The sequence below is a fragment of the Pseudomonas sp. GL_091 genome (assembly GCF_057837725.1).
Genome location: NZ_CM174451.1, coordinates 6,627,958 through 6,646,439 on the forward strand (window position 1 = coordinate 6,627,958; position 18,482 = coordinate 6,646,439).

Here is an 18,482-nt window from a genome sequence, read left to right on the forward strand (position 1 = left end):
AGATCAGCAATCCGGCTTGTCGGCCGTAAACCGCCGAGCCGGATTCACCGCCGCCCCAAACTCACGCAACGCCTTCGCGCCGATCAGCAACGGATAATTGAAGCTGCTGCGGTCAGTCAGGTTGACCTCGACCGTGCGCTTGACGTTACCCAGGCACAGTTCCAGATCGACCACCGGACGCTTGGTGGGTGCAATCACTTCGCTGTCATCCTCCTCCTCTTCGGAACGGGTCTTGATCTTGCTGATGCGCGCGACCTTGTGTTCGTAAACCTGGTTGCTCGCGCCCTTGGTGCCGAGGCGGAAACGCACCCAGTCTTCGCCGTCACGCTTGAAAGTTTCGATGTCCTTGGCCGACAGCGACGCGGTCAGGGCGCCGGTATCCATTTTGGCCTTGAGGACCTGCCCGCCGATTTCCGGCAGGGCGATGTATTCATAACGCCCGTACAGGGTCGGCTCGGCGGCCATGACCGGCAGGGCGATGAGGGAGAGCACTGCAAGGAGGGATTTCACGTGATGGGCTTCCATGAGAGTGAGCGGTCGGATTTTAGACCGTCGTTCGCTTGATCGTTCCCACAAGGTTACCGACCCAAAAGTGAAACATTCGTCAGCACCGATTTGGCCTGCCGCCCGAAGCTGCTTATCATGGCGCGCCCAAACGCTTCCACGAGTGACTTATGCGCCGCCTGCTCACCGGCTGTTTCGTGACCCTGCTGCTTGTGCTCAATACCCTGGTCCTGATCGGGCCGTTGATGGTGTTTGCCCTGCTCAAACTGGTCCTGCCCGGCCGTTTTCGCGATTACGCCTCATGGTCGGTGATGTGGATCGCCGAGACCTGGTCGGAAATCGACAAGCTGATTTTCCGCGGGTGTATCCCCACCCGATGGGACATCCGCGGCTGTGACGATCTGCGTCGTGATACCTCGTATCTGGTGATCAGCAACCATCAATCCTGGGTCGACATCCCGGCGCTGATCCAGACGCTAAACCGGCGCACGCCGTTCTTCAAATTTTTCCTCAAGAAAGAACTGATCTGGGTGCCCTTCCTGGGCCTGGCGTGGTGGGCGCTGGATTACCCGTTCATGAAACGCTACAGCAAGGCGTTCCTGGCCAGGCATCCGGAACTGGCCGGCAAGTATCTGGAAATCACCAGGCAAGCCTGCGAACTGTTCAAGCGCCAACCGGTGACGGTGGTCAATTACCTCGAAGGCACTCGCTTCACGGCAGCTAAATCTTCCCAGCAACAGTCACCGTTCAATCGCCTGCTCAAGCCCAAGGCCGGCGGGGTGGCCTTTGTGCTGGCGGCGATGGGTGAACAGCTGGACGCGATTCTCGATGTGACGGTGGTTTACCCGCAGCAGAAGATTCCGGGGTTCTGGGACTTGATCAGCGGCAATGTGCCGAGGGTCATCATCGATATCCAGACCCGCGAACTCGACCCGGCGCTGTGGCAGGGCGATTACGAAAACGATCCGCTGTTTCGCGAGAAGACCCAGAACTGGGTCAACCAGTCTGGATCGAGAAGGATCAACGCATCGACGCCTTGCGCGCCGGGCGCCGCTGAATCAGCTACCAGCGCCGGCACCCCAGATCCCGCCCAGGCTGCTCAGCAGCGAACCGCCGACGCCCTGCTGGCCGAGGTATTGCAGGAGCACCGGGGTAAACAGGCCGATCATGCCGCTGTCCATGCCCAGGGCACTGAAGGCGTTGTTCAGGTCGTTGGTGTTCTTGACGTTACCCAGGGCATTGTCCAGCCCTGCAGCTTTGCCGCTGGAGCCGAGCAGACCGGCCAGTGCACCCAACTCACCGCCACCCGAGAGCATGTCGATGCCCGGTACGCTTTTGGCCAGTTCCGAGTAGTCGGTCGAACTCAACTGGTTCTTCGCCAGCCCCAGCATCGCCCCGGCGCCGCCGATGGCTTGTTGTGGGGTGATGTTCAATTCACTGAGGGTGCTTAGCAGGTCGGCGGTCTGCGGCGTCGGTTCGGCAGTCGCGGCCGCATCACCGCCCTTCATGCCCGAAATCGCATTGGCCGCGTCGTTCAGGCTGAACTGTGCAAAGGCCGGGCTGGCGGACAGAGCCAACAGCGAAGCCAGTGCAATACTGCATGAAATCTTCATCCAGACATCCTCTTGTGCCATGAAACCATCCGAAAACCGGCGGTAAAACTGCCGATTTGACCGGGCATCCTCAATCATGTTCCTTGCCGCGCATCCGTTTTTACACAGGCCACGTATAAGAAACGTGAATCCCTGGATGCCATACGATGAATGGCACGACCGGGCAGCCGGTTGAAAAAGATATCCAAACAAAACGGCGACCCGAAGGTCGCCGTTTTGTTTGGCCTGCAGACTTACGCTGCGCTGAACATCTTGTGCGGATCGATCACAAACTTCTTCGGCACGCCCGCGTCAAACTCGCCATACCCCTGCGGAGCCTGATCCAGGCTGATCACCTGAACGCCCACCACTTCGGCGATGTTGATGCGGTCCCACATGATCGCTTGCATGAGCGCGCGGTTGTACTTCATCACCGGGGTCTGGCCGGTGTGGAAGCTGTGGGATTTGGCCCAGCCCAGACCGAAGCGGATGCTCAGGCTGCCCATTTTCGCGGCAGCGTCGACAGCACCCGGGTCTTCGGTCACGTAGAGGCCGGGAATGCCGATCTTGCCTGCCACCCGCACCACGCCCATCAGCGAGTTGAGCACGGTGGCCGGGGCTTCGTGTTTCACGCCGTCATGGCCATGGCCACGGGCTTCGAAGCCGACGGCGTCGATGGCGCAATCCACTTCCGGTTCACCGAGCAGCGCGGCGATCTGTTCATGCAGCGGTGTGTCCAGGGACAGGTCGGCGATCTCGAAGCCTTGGGCCTTGGCGTGAGCCAGGCGAACGGTGTTGACGTCACCGACGATCACCACTGCCGCGCCGAGCAGGCGAGCGGATGCGGCCGCCGCCAGACCGACCGGACCGGCACCGGCGATGTACACCGTGCTACCCGGGCCAACGCCGGCAGTCACGGCGCCGTGATAGCCAGTCGGCAGGATGTCGGAGAGGCAAGTCAGGTCACGGATTTTTTCCATGGCCCGGTCGCGATCCGGCAGTTTCAGCAGGTTGAAGTCGGCATACGGCACCATGGCGTATTCGGCCTGGCCGCCAGTCCAGTCGCCCATGTCGACATAACCATAGGCACCGCCCGGACGCGCCGGGTTGACGCTCAGGCACACGCCGGTATGCATCTCTTTGCAGGAACGGCAGCGCCCGCAAGCGACGTTGAACGGTACGGATACCAGGTCGCCGATTTGCAGGTTCTCGACGTCGCTGCCCTTCTCGATCACTTCGCCGGTGATTTCGTGGCCCAGCACCAGGCCGGTTTGTGCGGTGGTACGACCGCGCACCATGTGCTGGTCGGAACCACAGATGTTGGTGGAAACCACACGCAGGATGACGGCGTGGTTAATCTTCCTGCCACGCGGGTCCTGCATTTTCGGATAGTCAATACTCTGTACTTCGACCTTGCCAGCGCCGAGATACACCACACCACGATTGCCAGACATGCTTTCACCTCGCTGTTGTTTTTATGGAACCGCGTTGCCCAGGCAGGCAGCGCGTTAAGTGCTCGGGTTATTGCCTGTGTGTCTTGTGTTGTCTGTTATGGCCTCTTCGCTGGCAAGCCAGCTCCTACAGTGATTCGGAGCGAACGCAAAATTTGTGAACGACACAAAACCCTGTAGGAGCTGGCTTGCCAGCGATGGCGATCTAGAGAACGACCGTACGATTGGCGTTCAAAAACACTCTTCTTTCAATGTGATACCCAACCGCCCGGGCCAGCGTCAGCCCTTCGATATCCCGCCCCTTGGCGATCAGGTCTTCCGGGTAATGGCTGTGGTCCACCGCCTCGACGCCTTGGGCAATAATCGGGCCTTCATCGAGATCGTTGTTGATGTAATGCGCCGTGGCGCCCACCAGTTTCACGCCCTTGTTGTAGGCCTGGTGATAGGGCTTGGCGCCCTTGAACCCGGGCAGCAGGGAGTGGTGAATGTTGATCGCCTTGCCATCGAGCTTGCGGCACAGCTCCGGCGACAGCACTTGCATGTAGCGCGCAAGGATCACCAGTTCAGCGCCGGACTCTTCGATGACCTGCCACACCTGACGTTCCTGGGATGGCTTGTCGTTCGGGTCCAGCGGAAAGTGGTAGTACGGAATCTGGTGCCAGTCCGCCAGTGGCTTGAGGTCCGGGTGGTTGGAGACCACCGCGGCCACGTCCATCGACAACTGGCCGATGCGTTGGCGATAGAGCAAGTCGTTGAGGCAGTGATCGGCCTTGGAAACCATGATCACCACTTTCGGCCGATAATTCGGCGCGGTCAGTTCGAAGATCATGCCGAAGGCTTCACCGCGCTCGGCCAGGCCCGCGCGGAACGACTGCTCGTCGAAGCCATCGGGCTGGCGGAATTCCACACGAATGAAAAAACGGCCCGAGAGCCGGTCATCGAAGGAATGGTGTTCGGTGACGTAGCAGCCCTGCTCGAACAGAAAGCGGGTCACCGCGTCCACGGTGCCGAGCACGCTGGGGCAGTCGGCGGTCAGAATCCATGTGTCTGGGGCGCGGCTCATAGTGCGGTGACTCCTGTTCGTTTAATGACAACCGCTGCGCGGTTGATCGCTGGCAAGCCAGCTCCTACAGGGGATCACGCCGTTCTCAAGACCGACATCAATCCTGTAGGAGCCGGCTTGCCGGCGATTAAATTTCAGGCCTGCACGCTCAGGCCGTACTCGGCAGAAGCATCCTGCAACCACAGCCACCAGTAATCCGAGAAGCTGCGACGAATCAGCAGTTCCCAAGTGTCTTCGGCGGTGTGACGGATCATCAGTTGCGACTTGGCGAACACCGTGCCGACGGCTTTGCCCACCGGGAAGTTGTTCGGGTGCACGTCGTAGCTGGTGGATTTCATCAGCACCTGGCGCACGTTCGGGCCGCTCAGTTCGAGGAGTTGCTGGCCGCCGCTGACGTTGACGATTGCAATGTGCAAATCGCCCAGCGCTTTGCGCAGTTTTTGCTCGGCGGCCAGTTCTTCACCGGTCGGCACGATCAGCAGCCACTCATCCGGCCCCATCCATTGCAAACTGGTTTCGCCTTTGACGATGACAGTCAGTGCACCCGGCAATTCGATGCCGAGGGCCTTGTGCACACCGGCGGCAAACGCGGCATCGTGGCCGTCACCACGGATGGTCAGGTGGCCGAGTAGTTTTTTCTCACGCACGGTCACGCCGGCGTTCTTGCGGCCCTTGCCCACCAGGCTGGCGAGGTCGGCGTGATGCAGCGACGACTCGGCCTTGGCCCCGGAGGTTGGGCGTTGTTGGTAAACATTGGCTGCGGTCATAAAGCACCTTTCCTGAATTCTGTTGGTTCCTGTGGTGGCTGCACTGCCGCCATCGCGAGCAGGCTCGCTCCTACAAGGGTTACGCGATCACCTGTAGGAGTGAGCCTGCTCGCGATGAATTCACCACGGTGCAGCTGCACTCCACAGGGTCCGAACCATCACACGTTCTGGCGTTCGCCTTTCGGATCAAAGAACACCGAAGAAACGATTTCCGCCTCGATCACGCTGCCGTCGGCCAGCGGTGCGAACACTCGCTCACCCATTCGCTGCAACCCGCCCTTGACCACGCCCATCGCGAACGAATAGCCCAGGGAGTTGTGCAGGTAACTGGAAGTCACGTGACCAACCATGGTCATCGGGATGGCTTGCTTGGTGTTGAACACCAGTTGCGCGCCTTCCGGCAGCCATTTGTTCGGATCGATCGGCTTCAGGCCAACCAGTTGCTTGCGCTGATCACGCACGCAGTCTTCACGGTTCATGCCACGCCAGCCGATCCACGAGAACGGTTTGGTGCGACCGACACACCAGCCCATGTTCAGGTCGTCCGGGGTCATCGAGCTGTCAGTGTCCTGACCGACGATGATGAAGCCCTTCTCGGCCCGCAGCACGTGCATGGTTTCAGTGCCGTACGGGGTCAGGTTGTACTTCTTGCCGGCATCGACGATTTTTTCCAGCACGCCCATGGCGTAGTCGGCTTGCACGTTGACTTCGTACGACAGTTCACCGGTAAACGAAATCCGGAATACCCGCGCTGGCACACCACCCACCAGACCTTCTTTCCAGGTCATGAACGGGAAGGCTTCGTTGCTCAGGTCGATGTCGGTGACTTCAGCGAGCAGCTTGCGGCTGTTCGGCCCGGACAGGGTCATGGTCGCCCAGTGGTCGGTGACGGAGGTGAAGTACACCTTCATGTCCGGCCATTCGGTCTGGTGGTACAGCTCCAGCCACTGAAGTACGCGAGCGGCGCCGCCCGTGGTAGTGGTCATGACGAAATGGTTGTCGGCCAGGCAAGCCGTCACACCGTCGTCGAAGACCATGCCGTCTTCTTTGCACATCAGGCCGTAACGCGCCTTGCCCACGTCGAGCTTGGTCCAGGCGTTGGTGTAGACGCGGTTGAGGAACTCACGCGTATCCGGGCCCTGGATGTCGATCTTGCCCAGGGTCGAAGCATCCAGCAGGCCGACGCTGTCGCGCACGGCTTTGCATTCGCGCTTCACCGCGGTATGCAGGTCTTCACCGGATTTCGGGAAATACCAAGGACGTTTCCACTGGCCGACGTCTTCGAACTCGGCGCCATTTTTCAGGTGCCATTGATGCAGCGCGGTGTAACGCACCGGCTCGAAGATGTGCCCACAGTGACGACCGGCCACGGCGCCGAAAGTCACCGGCGTGTAGTTCGGACGGAACATGGTGGTGCCCATCTGCGGGATGGTCACGTTCAGCGAACGGGCGGCGATGGCCAAGCCGTTGACGTTGCCGAGCTTGCCCTGATCGGTGCCGAAGCCCAGCGCGGTGTAGCGCTTGACGTGCTCGACCGACTCGAAGCCTTCGCGGGTCGCCAGTTCGATGGCGGCGGCGGTGACGTCGTTTTGCAGGTCGACGAATTGCTTCGGCGCCCGTGCGGTGTTCTTTTCATGGGGCACCTGGAACAGCGCCAGGGTCGGCTCTTCGAGACGGCTCAGGGCTTTTGGCAACACACCTTCAACCGACTGGAAGCCGGCTTCGGCAGCAGCGCGAACGCCGCCTTCAAAACCGTCGGCCAGGGAATCGCCAAGGCCGTAGACACCGTTGATGCCACCGACACACACGCGTTTCTGCGGGGCTTCACCCGGTACGAAACCGAGGATGTCTTCACGCCAGATCGGCTTGCCACCCAAGTGCGAAGCCAGGTGAACCACCGGGCTGTAACCACCGGAGCTTGCCACCACGTCGCACTCAAGCCATTCACCAGGACTGGTCACGGTGTGGGCTTTGACATCGATGGCGGCTACGCGGGCAGCGGTCACGTGCTTGCTGCCACGGGCCTCGATCACGGCGCTGCCGGTAAGGATGCGGATGCCTTTGGCGCGGGCTTCTTCCACCAGCGCACCACGTGGATTGCTGCGGGCGTCGGCGATGGCCACCACTTGCAGGCTGGCATCGAGCCAATCCAGGGCAACGCGGTAGGCGTGGTCGTTGTTGGTCGACAGCACCAGTTTCTTGCCCGGTGCCACGCCGTAACGACGCACGTAGGTCGAGATGGCGCCGGCGAGCATGTTGCCCGGCACATCGTTGTTGCCGTAGACCAGTGGACGCTCGTGAGCGCCGGTTGCCAGCACCACGCGAGTGGCGCGGACCCGGTGGATGCGCTGACGCACCTGGCCAATCGGAGCGCGGTCGCCGAGGTGATCGGTCAGGCGCTCGTGAATGGTCAGGAAGTTGTGGTCGTGGTAGCCGTTGACGGTGGCGCGCGGCAACAGCAGCACGTCCGGGGTGTTCTTCAGTTCGTCGATGACGCTGGCCACCCACTCCATCGCAGGCTTGCCGTCGAGGCTTTCGCGGGAGTCGAGCAAGCTGCCGCCGAACTCTTCCTGTTCGTCAGCCAGAATTACACGGGCACCGCTGCGCGCAGCGGCCAGTGCAGCGGCCAGACCCGCAGGGCCGGCACCAACGATCAGCACGTCGCAGTGCTGGTTCATGTAGTCGTAGGTGTCCGGATCGTTCTCGGTCGGCGAGCGGCCCAGGCCGGCAGCCTTGCGGATGTACTTCTCGTAGGTCATCCAGAACGATTGCGGGTACATGAAGGTTTTGTAGTAGAAGCCCGGCGGCATCAGCTTGCCGCCGACCTTGCCGAGAATCCCCATCATGTCGTTGTTCACGCTCGGCCAGCCGTTGGTGCTGGTGGCGACCAGGCCTTGGTACAGCGCCTGTTGCGTGGCGCGCACGTTCGGGATCTGCGTGGCTTCGGTGGCGCCGATCTGCAGCACCGCGTTCGGCTCTTCAGCACCCGCAGCGAAGATGCCGCGCGGACGGGAATACTTGAAGCTGCGACCGATGATGTCGACGCCGTTGGCCAGCAGTGCAGCGGCCAGGGAATCGCCTTCGAAGCCTTTGTAGTTCTGGCCGTTGAAGGTGAAGCTCAAGACTTTGTTGCGGTCGATCCGTCCGCCGTTGGACAGGCGATTGATCTGGCTCATACCTTCTCTCCCAGAGCCGTGCTGGCCGCTTTCGGGCTATCGGTCTTGTCGGTGAATTGTGGCTTGGTGCCGATCTTGTAGGTTTCGAGAATCTCGTAGGTCACGGTGTCGCGGGTGACGTTGAAGTACTGGCGGCAACCGGCGACGTGATCCCACAGCTCGTGGTGCAGACCGCGCGGGTTATCGCGGAAGAACATGTAGTCGCCCCACTCCTCGTCGGTGCAGGTGTTCGGATCCAGTGGACGCGGGATGTGCGCCTGGCCGGATGCATGGAATTCCTCTTCGGAGCGCAGTTCGCCGCAGTGAGGACAGAAGATATGCAACATGGGGATTTCTCCTGTTAGTGGGCAACCGCAGCAGCGCCGTGTTCATCGATCAACGCACCGTTGTGGAAACGGTCGATGGAGAAAGGTGCGGCCAATGGGTGCATTTCACCCTTGGCCAGGCTCGCGGCAAACACGTTGCCCGAGCCAGGTGTGGCCTTGAAGCCGCCGGTGCCCCAACCGCAGTTGAAGAACATGTTCGGTACCGGGGTTTTCGAAATGATCGGGCAGGCATCCGGCGTGGTGTCGACGATGCCGCCCCACTGACGGTTCATGCGTACGCGAGACAGTACCGGAAACATCTCGACGATGGCCTGGATGGTGTGCTCGATCACCGGGTACGAACCACGCTGGCCGTAGCCGTTGTAGCCGTCGATACCGGCACCGATCACCAGGTCGCCCTTGTCGGACTGACTGATGTAGCCGTGCACGGCGTTGGACATGATCACGCTGTCGATAATCGGCTTGATCGGCTCGGACACCAGCGCTTGCAGCGGGTGGGATTCGATCGGCAGGCGGAAACCGGCGAGTTTGGCCATGTGCCCGGAGTTACCGGCGGTCACTACGCCGACGCGCTTGGCGCCGATGAAGCCCTTGTTGGTTTCAACGCCGATGCACACGCCGTTTTCCTTGCGGAAACCGATCACTTCGGTCTGCTGGATCAAATCCACGCCGAGGGCGTCGGCGGCACGGGCAAAGCCCCAGGCCACGGCATCGTGACGGGCCACGCCGCCACGACGCTGGACGGTGGCGCCCATCACCGGGTAGCGAGTGTTCTTGGAGCAGTCGAGGTACGGAATCTCATCGGCGACCTGTTTGGCATCGAGCAGTTCACCGTCCACACCGTTGAGGCGGTTGGCGCTGACCCGACGCTCGGAATCACGGATGTCCTGCAGGGTGTGGCACAGGTTGTAGACACCACGCTGGGAGAACATCACGTTGTAGTTCAGGTCCTGGGACAGGCCTTCCCACAGTTTCATCGCGTGTTCGTACAGGTGCGCCGACTCGTCCCACAGGTAGTTGGAGCGAACGATGGTGGTGTTGCGCGCGGTGTTACCGCCGCCCAGCCAGCCTTTCTCGACCACGGCCACGTTGGTGATGCCGTGTTCCTTGGCCAAGTAGTAGGCCGTGGCGAGACCATGCCCGCCACCGCCGACGATGACCACGTCGTAGACCTTTTTAGGGGTCGGCGTACGCCACATTTTCTGCCAGTTTTCATGATGGCTGAGAGAGTGTTTGAAGAGGCCGAAGCCCGAGTAGCGTTGCATAGTCATTTACTCCAAAACCGCACTCAGCGATAAACCGGGAAGTCCGCGCACAGGGCTGCCACTTGCTCGGCGACATTGGCCTCGACATCGGCGTCGCCGAGGTTGTCGAGGATGTCGCAGATCCAGCCGGCCAGCGTGACGCACTGGGTCACCTTGAAGCCGCGCGTGGTGACCGCCGGGGTGCCGATGCGCAGGCCGGAGGTCACGAACGGCGACTGTGGATCGTTCGGGACAGCGTTCTTGTTCACAGTGATGTGGGCGCGACCGAGGGCGGCATCCGCCTCTTTGCCGGTCAGACCCTGACGGATCAGGCTGACCAGGAACAGGTGGTTGTCGGTACCGCCGGACACTACATCGTAGCCGCGTTTGATAAACACGCCGGCCATGGCCTGGGCGTTGTCGATCACTTGTTGCTGGTAAACCTTGAAGCCAGGCTCCAGCGCTTCCTTGAAGCACACTGCCTTACCGGCGATCACGTGCATCAGCGGGCCGCCCTGGGCACCCGGGAAAACTGCCGCGTTGAGCTTCTTCTCGATTTCTTCGTTGGACTTGGCCAGGATCAGGCCGCCACGCGGACCGCGCAGGGTCTTGTGGGTAGTGGTGGTGACCACATCGGCGTAAGGCAGCGGGTTCGGGTACAGGCCGGCAGCGACCAGACCGGCAACGTGGGCCATGTCGACGAACAGCAGGGCACCGACCTTGTCGGCGATCTGGCGGAAGCGCGGGAAGTCGAGGGTCTTGGAGTAGGCCGAGAAGCCGGCGACGATCATCTTCGGCTTGCACTCGACGGCCAGGCGCTCGACTTCGTCGTAATCGATCAGACCGGTTTTGGTGTCGATACCGTACTGCACGGCGTTGTACAGCTTGCCCGAGGACGACACTTTGGCGCCGTGGGTCAGGTGACCGCCGTGGGCCAGGCTCATGCCGAGGATGGTGTCGCCGGCTTGCAGCAGGGCCAGGTATACGGCGCTATTGGCTGAGGAACCGGAGTGCGGCTGCACGTTGGCGTAATCGGCGCCGAACAGTTGCTTGGCGCGCTCGATGGCCAGCGCCTCAACCTTGTCGACGTGCTCGCAACCGCCGTAGTAGCGCTTGCCCGGATAGCCTTCGGCGTATTTGTTGGTCAGGCCGCTGCCTTGCGCTTCCATCACACGCTTGCTGGTGTAGTTCTCCGATGCGATCAGCTCGATGTGATCTTCCTGACGTTGCTCCTCGGCATTCATCGCCGCCAGCAGTGCATCGTCGTAACCCTGGATCTGGTCTTGCTTGCTGAACATCGCGTCTCTCCCAGCGGCGGTGGTGCGCCATTCGTCTCGGTGAGGCACTGGTTTTTCGGCAGTGCCCTTTGAATGCGATGGTATGACTGGCTTGGAGTCGTCAAATGCCTATGGACGCCACGCAAAGGTGCGTTTACGACATGGCGGGAAATGGCTGGGCTGAGGATATCTCTGTGGCGAGGGGGCTTGCCCCCGTTCGGCTGCGAAGCAGTCGCAAATCCAGCAGGCGTGGTGTACCTGAAAAAAACGCTGTTTCAGCATTCGGGGCCGCTACGCAGCCCAACGGGGGCAAGCCCCCTCGCCACAAAAGCAGAGTCAGGCAATGAGTTGGCGCAGGGCTAGTAACACCAGGAAATGCACCGGATACAGCGCATACGCCCAACGCCGCATCGGCGGTGGTTTTACGCCCTTTGCATGTCGCAACAAGAACAGCCCGAGCCATGGCGCAATCAGGCACGTGACGATGGCCGGAATCGCCGCGACATTACCCAAGCGAGCCGCGTAATACAGCACCTGCCACTGATTGCCCGCCAGGCACACCAACCCCGCCAACAGCGCGAAGTACCAGGGCCGTTGCAGTACCAGCAGCATCGCCAGCGGCAACAGAACGCCAAAGAAACCGAACATCAATCGCTGGGAGAAAAACCCTGCCAGCAGCACCGCGCCAACGGCCAGCAGGCGCGACACAAGCACTGGCTGCTGCCAGCCACGAACCACCAGCAAGCCCAGGGCAAGGGTGGGCAGCACATTCAAGGTGTCGGGATTGGGAATGTACATCCGGTAAGGAATTTCACTCACCGCGCTAAACAGCAACAACCAGCCCAGATAGCGCCATTGGCCGCCGGTCGTCGTCCGCACGCGCGCCAGATTGGCCGCCATCGCCAGGCAGAACCACGGAAACGCCAAACGCCCCGGCACATACAACAGATCGGCGGAATAACCGACATATCGCAGGTGATCGATCACCATGCAGAGCAGCGCCAGCCACTTGAGCAGATCCAGTGCCCCGTCCCTTGAAGTCACGTGCATAATTGCCCTTCGACTGTGTATGTTCCTGACAGCGACATCCTGTGCGCTCCACCTGACGATCTTGGGTACAGTGCGCACCCTCATTGACCACGGGACGCTTCACCATAGGCATCTCGACCACGGAAGCAGGCCATGACCGACAAGAGCCAACAATTCGCCAGCGACAACTATTCCGGCATCTGCCCTGAAGCCTGGGCGGCCATGGAACAGGCCAACCACGGCCACCAGCGCGCATACGGCGACGACGAGTGGACCGCCCGCGCCTCCGACGGATTCCGCAAACTGTTCGATACCGACTGCGAAGTGTTTTTCGCCTTCAACGGTACCGCCGCCAACTCGCTGGCGCTGTCGTCGCTGTGCCAGAGTTACCACAGCGTGATCTGCTCGGAAACCGCCCACGTCGAAACCGACGAATGCGGCGCCCCGGAATTCTTCTCCAACGGCTCCAAACTGCTGATCGCCCGCACTGAAAACGGCAAGTTGACCCCGGAATCGATCCGCGAGGTCGCGCTCAAGCGCCAGGACATCCACTACCCGAAACCCCGCGTCGTGACCCTGACCCAGGCCACCGAAGTCGGCAGCGTCTACACCCCGGACGAAATCCGCGCCATCAGCGCCACCTGCAAGGAACTGGGCCTGAACCTGCACATGGACGGCGCGCGCTTCTCCAACGCCTGCGCCTTCCTCGGCTGCACCCCGGCCGACCTGACCTGGAAGGCCGGCGTCGACGTGTTGTGCTTTGGCGGCACGAAAAACGGCATGGCAGTGGGTGAGGCGATTCTGTTCTTCAACCACAAACTCGCCGAAGACTTCGATTACCGCTGCAAACAGGCCGGGCAGCTTGCTTCAAAGATGCGCTTCCTGTCGGCGCCGTGGGTCGGGATCCTGGAAAACGACGCCTGGCTCAAATACGCCAACCACGCCAACCACTGCGCGCAATTGCTCGCCGAACTGGTCAGCGACATTCCCGGCGTGGAGCTGATGTTCCCGGTACAGGCCAACGGCGTGTTCCTGCAACTGTCGGAACCGGCCATCGCCGCACTGACCGCCAAGGGCTGGCGCTTCTACACCTTCATCGGCAACGGCGGCGCACGCTTCATGTGCTCGTGGGACACCGAGGAAGAGCGCGTGCGGGAACTGGCGAAAGATATTCGTGAAGTGATGAGTGCCTGAATCTGGCACCAGCAGCGGCAGGCGCATCCGGATTGCGTCGCGCCGCTCATCAGAACTGTTATTTCTGACAGTTCAACTGCTCTGCAACGCTGGCGTATCGTCGGAACACCTGAAAGGGTTACGCAGTCTTTCAGGAACAAGGCCCGTCGAACATTCGGCGCAAACGCTGTTCCAGTAGAGAGCGATCAAAATGAACGATCAAACACAAGGTGTGCTTCTGACAAGTACTGCCAAAGAAGTTGAAAGAGATGAATTTTTAAAGATTGTGAACATCGGCGACACAATTAAACATCACGACAATTCAGAATCCATTGTTGTAAAAAAGGTTTTCGTGCAACAGATGTCAAATAATTACAAAATCGAGGTCTCCTCAGAAAGGCCGTAAATTATCGCTCCAATGCTCCGCGTCAAAGCACTCTAGACGCGGAGCCCATCAGACGTCTTCTGCAGTAGCGCCCTCCGTTCCACCTTACCCACTACAACACTTCGCGGATCCCGAAACGACCGCTGCCAAAGGGTGAAGGTCACTTTTGTCCGCTCGCGCCATCAAGCTTCGTCTACATTCTCTGTCGAGCTCGTCCGCTCATATAACAACAATCAGGAGCGTGTACATGTCATTGCGAGACAAAACCCTTTTCATCACTGGCGCCAGTCGCGGCATCGGCCGCGAGATTGCGCTGCGGGCCGCCCGCGATGGCGCCAACATCGTGATCGCCGCCAAAAGCGCCGAACCCCACGCCAAGCTGCCGGGGACGATTTTCAGTGTGGCCGAGGAAGTGGAAGCCGCGGGCGGCAAGGCGTTGGCCTTGCAGGTAGATGTACGTGAGGAGGATGCCGTCCGTGAGGCGCTGGCCCAGGCCAACGAACATTTCGGCAGCATTGATGCACTGATCAACAACGCCGGGGCGATCAAGCTGACCGGGGTCCAGCACCTTGAACTCAAGCGCTTTGACCTGATGCACCAGATCAACACCCGCGCCGTATTGCTGTGCAGCCAGGCTGCGTTGCCGTACCTGAAGAAGTCCAGCGGCCACATCCTCAACCTGTCCCCGCCGCTGAACCTGGCCACCAAGTGGTTCGCCCAGTACAGCCCCTACACCGTCACCAAGTACGGCATGAGCATGCTGACCCTGGGCATGAGTGAGGAGTTCAAGAACTACGGCATCAGCGTCAACTCGCTGTGGCCACAGACGATGATTGCCACAGCCGCCATCGAGTTTCAGCTGGGATCGCGCGAGTCGTTCAAGCATGCGCGCCTGCCGACGATCATGGCCGATGCCGCCCACGTCATTCTGAGCAGCGCAAACCGCAGCTTGACCGGGCGTTTGCTGATTGATGAGGAAATACTGCGAGAACACGGTGTGACGGAGTTCGAGCACTATCGGTTCGCGCCCGACAGCAGCGACAAGCTGATGACGGATCTGTTTGTGGATTGAAACACCAATCATTGTAGGAGCGGGCTTGCCCGCGAAAGCGTCAGGTCAATCGACATCTTTGCGTCTGACATACCGCTTTCGCGAGCAAGCTCGCTCCTACAAGGGATCCCGAATCAATATTCGATCCGCACATCGCCTTTCGGCACGCTGCAGCACGACAGAATGAACCCATCCGCTTCGTCTTCTTCAGTGATCCCGCCGTTGTGGTCCATTTCCACTTCGCCGCCCAGCTTCAACACCTTGCACGTCCCACAAATCCCCATGCCGCAGGCTTTCGGAATCATCAGGCCGACCTTGGCCGCCGCTGCATGCACGGTCTCACCCGGGGCCACGCGGATGCTCTTGCCGGAGGTGGTGAATTCCACTTGATGCAAATCCGCGGCGTCGACTTCCGGTGCCTCGGCCGCTTGTTCGGCGTGTTCCACGGCGTCAGCGCGCGCCTCTGGCGGGGTCGCACCGAAGGATTCTTCGTGATAACGCGACATGTCGAAGCCAGCGGCTTCCAGCAAGCGCTTGACCGCATTCATATACGGTGTCGGGCCGCAGCAGAACACTTCGCGCTCAAGGAAGTCCGGCGCCATCAATTCAAGCATTCTGTGGTTGAGGTAACCGCGGTAACCGGCCCAGGGCTCACCCATGCCGTGCTTCTCGCAGATCAGGTGCAGGCTGAAGTTGTCGATCCGCGACGCCATGTGCTCCAACTCGCGGTGGTAAATGATGTCTTTAGGCGAACGGGCGCTGTGGATAAACACCATGTCGACATTGCCGTTGGTGTCGTAGAACCAGCGCGCCATGGACATGACCGGCGTGATACCAACGCCGCCGCTTAGGTAGAGTACCTTCGGCGCGGTGAAGTCCATGGCGTTGAACAGCCCGACCGGCCCGTGCACTGCCAGCTCCTGGCCTTCGTGCAGGGTGTCGTGCAGCCAGTTGGAAACCTTGCCGCCCGGTACACGCTTGATGGTCACCGAAAAGCTGTACGGCACCGATGGCGAGCTGGAAATGGTGTACGAACGCATGGTCGGCTGGCCTTCAATCTCCAGCTCCAGGGTGACAAACTGCCCCGGCTTGAAGAAGAACATGATCGGCTGGTCGGCCATGAAGCAAAAGGTGCGCACATCCCAGGTTTCCTGGATGACTTTGACGCAACGGACGATGTGTCGACCATTGGCCCAGGTCTGGGTGGTTACCGGGTTCAGGAAGCTGTTGGACATGCTGATCTCCACGGCCGACTGTCGGCCTTCATGTTGGCGATTCTGCGTATAGCGCGAACCATCCATTTACCTATCTGCGACATTGACATGCTTATCGCGACCAGCCCCCAACTACCGGGGCTTGCGCGTCGGGAACAGATTGCACCATGTCGCCCATGGATAAGGTTCCGGGCAGCGCCGGCCCCACACTCGCCTCAACAGATAACTGCTGTTTTTTGTCTTGCGTCGCACAACCGTAGCCACTATTCGCCGGCCACACAGAATGGCCTTGAGGATTAAATGATGGACGTCACTACTACCCTGAGCCTGGGCGATCCGCTGGAACCCGCACGCAAGGCCACCGCACAGATGCTGCAAGAGCGCGAGCGCACGTTCTCGCTGCCGCAGCCGTTTTACTCCGACGAGCGCCTGTTTGATATCGACATGCAGGAAATCTTTCAGAAAGAGTGGTTGATCGCCGGCATGACCTGCGAGATCCCCACCAAGGGCAACTACCTGACCCTGCAGATCGGCAAGAACCCGATCATCGTGATCCGCGGCGCCGAAGGCGTGGTGCATGCGTTCCACAACGTCTGCCGCCACCGTGGCTCGCGCCTGTGCACCAGCGACAAGGGCAAGGTCGCCAAGCTGGTTTGCCACTACCACCAGTGGACCTACGAACTCGACGGCCGCCTGCTGTTCGCCGGCACCGAAATGGGCGCCGACTTCGACATGAAAGAGTACGGCCTCAAGCCGGTGAACGTGAAGACCGCCGGCGGCTACATCTTCATCAGCCTGGCAGAGAACCCGCCGGCCATCGATGACTTCCTGTCGACGCTCAACCACTACATGGAACCGTACGACATGGAGAACACCAAGGTGGCGGTGCAAACCACCTTGATGGAAAAGGCCAACTGGAAATTGGTGCTGGAAAACAACCGCGAGTGCTACCACTGCAACGCGTCGCACCCGGAGCTGCTGAAAACCCTGCTGGAATGGGACGACGTCACCGACCCGCGCGCCGACCAGGCGTTCAAGGACCACGTAGCCGCCTCCGCCGCTGCCTGGGAAGCCGAGAAGATCCCTTACGCCCACGCCAGCTTCGGCCTGCGTAACCGCATCGTGCGCATGCCGCTGCTCAAGGGCACCGTGTCGATGACCATGGACGGCAAACAGGGCTGCGCCAAGCTGATGGGCCGCATCCAGAACCCGGACCTGGGCTCGATGCGCATCCTGCACCTGCCGCACTCCTGGAACCACTGCATGGGCGACCACATCATCGTGTTCACCGTGTGGCCGATCAGCGCCCAGGAAACCATGGTCACCACCAAGTGGATCGTGCACAAGGACGCGGTCGAAGGCGTGGACTACGACGTGGAGCGCATGCGCCAGGTCTGGGACGCCACCAACGACCAGGACCGTCGCCTGGCCGAAGAGAACCAGCGCGGCATCAACTCCACCGCGTACCAGCCTGGCCCGTACTCCAAGACCTATGAGTTTGGCGTGGTGAACTTCGTGGACTGGTACAGCGAGCGTCTGCTGAGCAACCTGGGGGCCGAGCCTGCGCCGTACCTCAAGGGTGTCCCGGTTAGCGGCTGAAGCTCTCCCCTGTAGGAGCGAGCTTGCTCGCGAAAAACTCGAGGCCACCGCTGGGCATCTGGTTTTACGCGTTATCGTTCACGACCTTCGCGAGCAAGCTCGCTCCTACAAGGGGCTTGCCCGCACTAAGTCTCTCTTTACTTAGAACTGTACGAAATATGATCTATCTCGTTCAGGCCTATGCCCGCCGCACCTCCCAGCCTTCCGCGAACAAGTTATCCACATCTCCACCCACAGCTATTGGGGACAACTGTGGAAATGCTGAAAATTTTCTCCACAAAAACCAAAGAAAAACCGTGACTTATCCAGAAGCATGCTTCCATGACCGGGCTGGTCATTTTTTGATCAGGAGCCTGAAAGGTACGGAATGCAAGGCTTCCAGAGGACGGCAAACACCTTATCCACAGAAGCGCCAACAGACTTTGGGGTTAACTTCGAAGGCTCTGTGGAAAACCGCTACAACCCGCAAAAAACCGGTGTTTGCATGGAATTCTACGGTTCACAACCATCAACTGATCATTTTTTGATCACAACCATGAAAGCCGCTGTTTATAAGGCCTACAGCCGATAGCAAACATCTTATCCACAGAAGCGCCAACAGAGATTGGGGGCAAGTCTGCATCCACAGCAG

At 60.3% G+C, this 18,482-nt stretch carries 14 protein-coding genes and 1 pseudogene; 4 read left to right on the forward strand and 11 right to left on the reverse strand.

Going from position 1 to position 18,482, the window contains the following annotated elements; all coding sequences use genetic code 11:
* Positions 1–3: 3 nt before the first annotated feature.
* Entirely contained in the window at positions 4–510 is a 507-nt protein-coding gene (gene rloA2 / locus AC3ITY_RS30250) for a retropepsin-like aspartic peptidase RloA2 (RefSeq protein WP_489306539.1), read from the reverse strand.
* A gap of 164 nt (positions 511–674) precedes the next feature.
* On the opposite strand from rloA2, the pseudogene yihG reads away from it, so the two are divergent.
* Positions 675–1,561: pseudogene (gene yihG, locus AC3ITY_RS30255) on the forward strand (1-acylglycerol-3-phosphate O-acyltransferase, YihG family).
* Position 1,562: 1 nt separating this feature from the next.
* Here yihG and AC3ITY_RS30260 read toward each other — a convergent pair.
* The 9 genes from AC3ITY_RS30260 to AC3ITY_RS30300 form a co-directional block, all read right to left on the reverse strand.
* Entirely contained in the window at positions 1,563–2,117 is a 555-nt protein-coding gene (locus AC3ITY_RS30260) for a DUF2780 domain-containing protein (protein ID WP_489306540.1), read from the reverse strand.
* 233 nt (positions 2,118–2,350) lie between these two features.
* Positions 2,351–3,550: a formaldehyde dehydrogenase, glutathione-independent gene (gene fdhA, locus AC3ITY_RS30265; RefSeq protein WP_056726583.1), complete on the reverse strand. Its 1,200-nt coding sequence runs from the start codon at positions 3,548–3,550 to the stop codon at positions 2,351–2,353.
* A gap of 202 nt (positions 3,551–3,752) precedes the next feature.
* On the reverse strand, positions 3,753–4,610 hold the full coding sequence (gene purU, locus AC3ITY_RS30270) for a formyltetrahydrofolate deformylase (protein WP_007981374.1): 858 nt from the start codon (positions 4,608–4,610) through the stop codon (positions 3,753–3,755).
* Positions 4,611–4,744: 134 nt separating this feature from the next.
* Entirely contained in the window at positions 4,745–5,377 is a 633-nt protein-coding gene (locus AC3ITY_RS30275; protein ID WP_126047958.1) for a sarcosine oxidase subunit gamma, read from the reverse strand.
* 158 nt (positions 5,378–5,535) lie between these two features.
* Positions 5,536–8,553 (reverse strand): sarcosine oxidase subunit alpha, encoded by a 3,018-nt coding sequence (locus AC3ITY_RS30280; protein WP_489306541.1) that lies wholly within the window; start codon positions 8,551–8,553, stop codon positions 5,536–5,538.
* Entirely contained in the window at positions 8,550–8,879 is a 330-nt protein-coding gene (locus AC3ITY_RS30285; protein ID WP_046039383.1) for a sarcosine oxidase subunit delta, read from the reverse strand. Before AC3ITY_RS30285 ends, AC3ITY_RS30280 begins: the two co-directional genes overlap by 4 nt.
* 14 nt (positions 8,880–8,893) lie before the next feature.
* Positions 8,894–10,144 (reverse strand): sarcosine oxidase subunit beta, encoded by a 1,251-nt coding sequence (locus tag AC3ITY_RS30290; protein ID WP_007947735.1) that lies wholly within the window; start codon positions 10,142–10,144, stop codon positions 8,894–8,896.
* 23 nt (positions 10,145–10,167) lie between these two features.
* Positions 10,168–11,421: a serine hydroxymethyltransferase gene (gene glyA, locus AC3ITY_RS30295; protein WP_046039380.1), complete on the reverse strand. Its 1,254-nt coding sequence runs from the start codon at positions 11,419–11,421 to the stop codon at positions 10,168–10,170.
* 315 nt (positions 11,422–11,736) lie between these two features.
* Entirely contained in the window at positions 11,737–12,450 is a 714-nt protein-coding gene (locus tag AC3ITY_RS30300) for a TraX family protein (RefSeq protein ID WP_489306542.1), read from the reverse strand.
* A gap of 132 nt (positions 12,451–12,582) precedes the next feature.
* Here AC3ITY_RS30300 and AC3ITY_RS30305 point away from each other — a divergent pair, with 132 nt between their 5' ends.
* Positions 12,583–13,623, forward strand: coding sequence for a threonine aldolase family protein (locus AC3ITY_RS30305; RefSeq protein ID WP_489306543.1), 1,041 nt, complete (start codon positions 12,583–12,585; stop codon positions 13,621–13,623).
* 611 nt (positions 13,624–14,234) lie between these two features.
* Positions 14,235–15,059 carry an SDR family oxidoreductase gene (locus tag AC3ITY_RS30310; RefSeq protein WP_489306544.1) on the forward strand — a complete coding sequence of 275 codons (825 nt, stop codon included), beginning with the start codon at positions 14,235–14,237 and terminating at the stop codon, positions 15,057–15,059.
* A 113-nt stretch (positions 15,060–15,172) separates the two neighbouring features.
* Here the strand turns inward: AC3ITY_RS30310 and gbcB are convergent, their stop codons facing one another.
* Positions 15,173–16,273 carry a glycine-betaine demethylase subunit GbcB gene (gbcB, locus tag AC3ITY_RS30315; protein ID WP_489306545.1) on the reverse strand — a complete coding sequence of 367 codons (1,101 nt, stop codon included), beginning with the start codon at positions 16,271–16,273 and terminating at the stop codon, positions 15,173–15,175.
* A gap of 282 nt (positions 16,274–16,555) precedes the next feature.
* Here gbcB and gbcA point away from each other — a divergent pair, with 282 nt between their 5' ends.
* Positions 16,556–17,851, forward strand: a complete 1,296-nt coding sequence (gbcA, locus tag AC3ITY_RS30320; protein ID WP_046039375.1) for a glycine-betaine demethylase subunit GbcA — start codon at positions 16,556–16,558, stop codon at positions 17,849–17,851.
* Positions 17,852–18,482: the final 631 nt, after the last annotated feature.

Excerpts from the sequence above, each read along its gene's own strand:
- AC3ITY_RS30260 (WP_489306540.1), bottom strand. The coding sequence starts at position 2,117 with ATGAAGATTTCATGCAGTATTGCACTGGCTTCGCTGTTGGCTCTGTCC.
- fdhA (WP_056726583.1), bottom strand. The coding sequence starts at position 3,550 with ATGTCTGGCAATCGTGGTGTGGTGTATCTCGGCGCTGGCAAGGTCGAA.
- purU (WP_007981374.1), bottom strand. The coding sequence starts at position 4,610 with ATGAGCCGCGCCCCAGACACATGGATTCTGACCGCCGACTGCCCCAGC.
- AC3ITY_RS30275 (WP_126047958.1), bottom strand. The coding sequence starts at position 5,377 with ATGACCGCAGCCAATGTTTACCAACAACGCCCAACCTCCGGGGCCAAG.
- AC3ITY_RS30280 (WP_489306541.1), bottom strand. The coding sequence starts at position 8,553 with ATGAGCCAGATCAATCGCCTGTCCAACGGCGGACGGATCGACCGCAAC.
- AC3ITY_RS30285 (WP_046039383.1), bottom strand. The coding sequence starts at position 8,879 with ATGTTGCATATCTTCTGTCCTCACTGCGGCGAACTGCGCTCCGAAGAG.
- AC3ITY_RS30290 (WP_007947735.1), bottom strand. The coding sequence starts at position 10,144 with ATGCAACGCTACTCGGGCTTCGGCCTCTTCAAACACTCTCTCAGCCAT.
- glyA (WP_046039380.1), bottom strand. The coding sequence starts at position 11,421 with ATGTTCAGCAAGCAAGACCAGATCCAGGGTTACGACGATGCACTGCTG.
- AC3ITY_RS30300 (WP_489306542.1), bottom strand. The coding sequence starts at position 12,450 with ATGCACGTGACTTCAAGGGACGGGGCACTGGATCTGCTCAAGTGGCTG.
- AC3ITY_RS30305 (WP_489306543.1), top strand. The coding sequence starts at position 12,583 with ATGACCGACAAGAGCCAACAATTCGCCAGCGACAACTATTCCGGCATC.
- AC3ITY_RS30310 (WP_489306544.1), top strand. The coding sequence starts at position 14,235 with ATGTCATTGCGAGACAAAACCCTTTTCATCACTGGCGCCAGTCGCGGC.
- gbcB (WP_489306545.1), bottom strand. The coding sequence starts at position 16,273 with ATGTCCAACAGCTTCCTGAACCCGGTAACCACCCAGACCTGGGCCAAT.
- gbcA (WP_046039375.1), top strand. The coding sequence starts at position 16,556 with ATGGACGTCACTACTACCCTGAGCCTGGGCGATCCGCTGGAACCCGCA.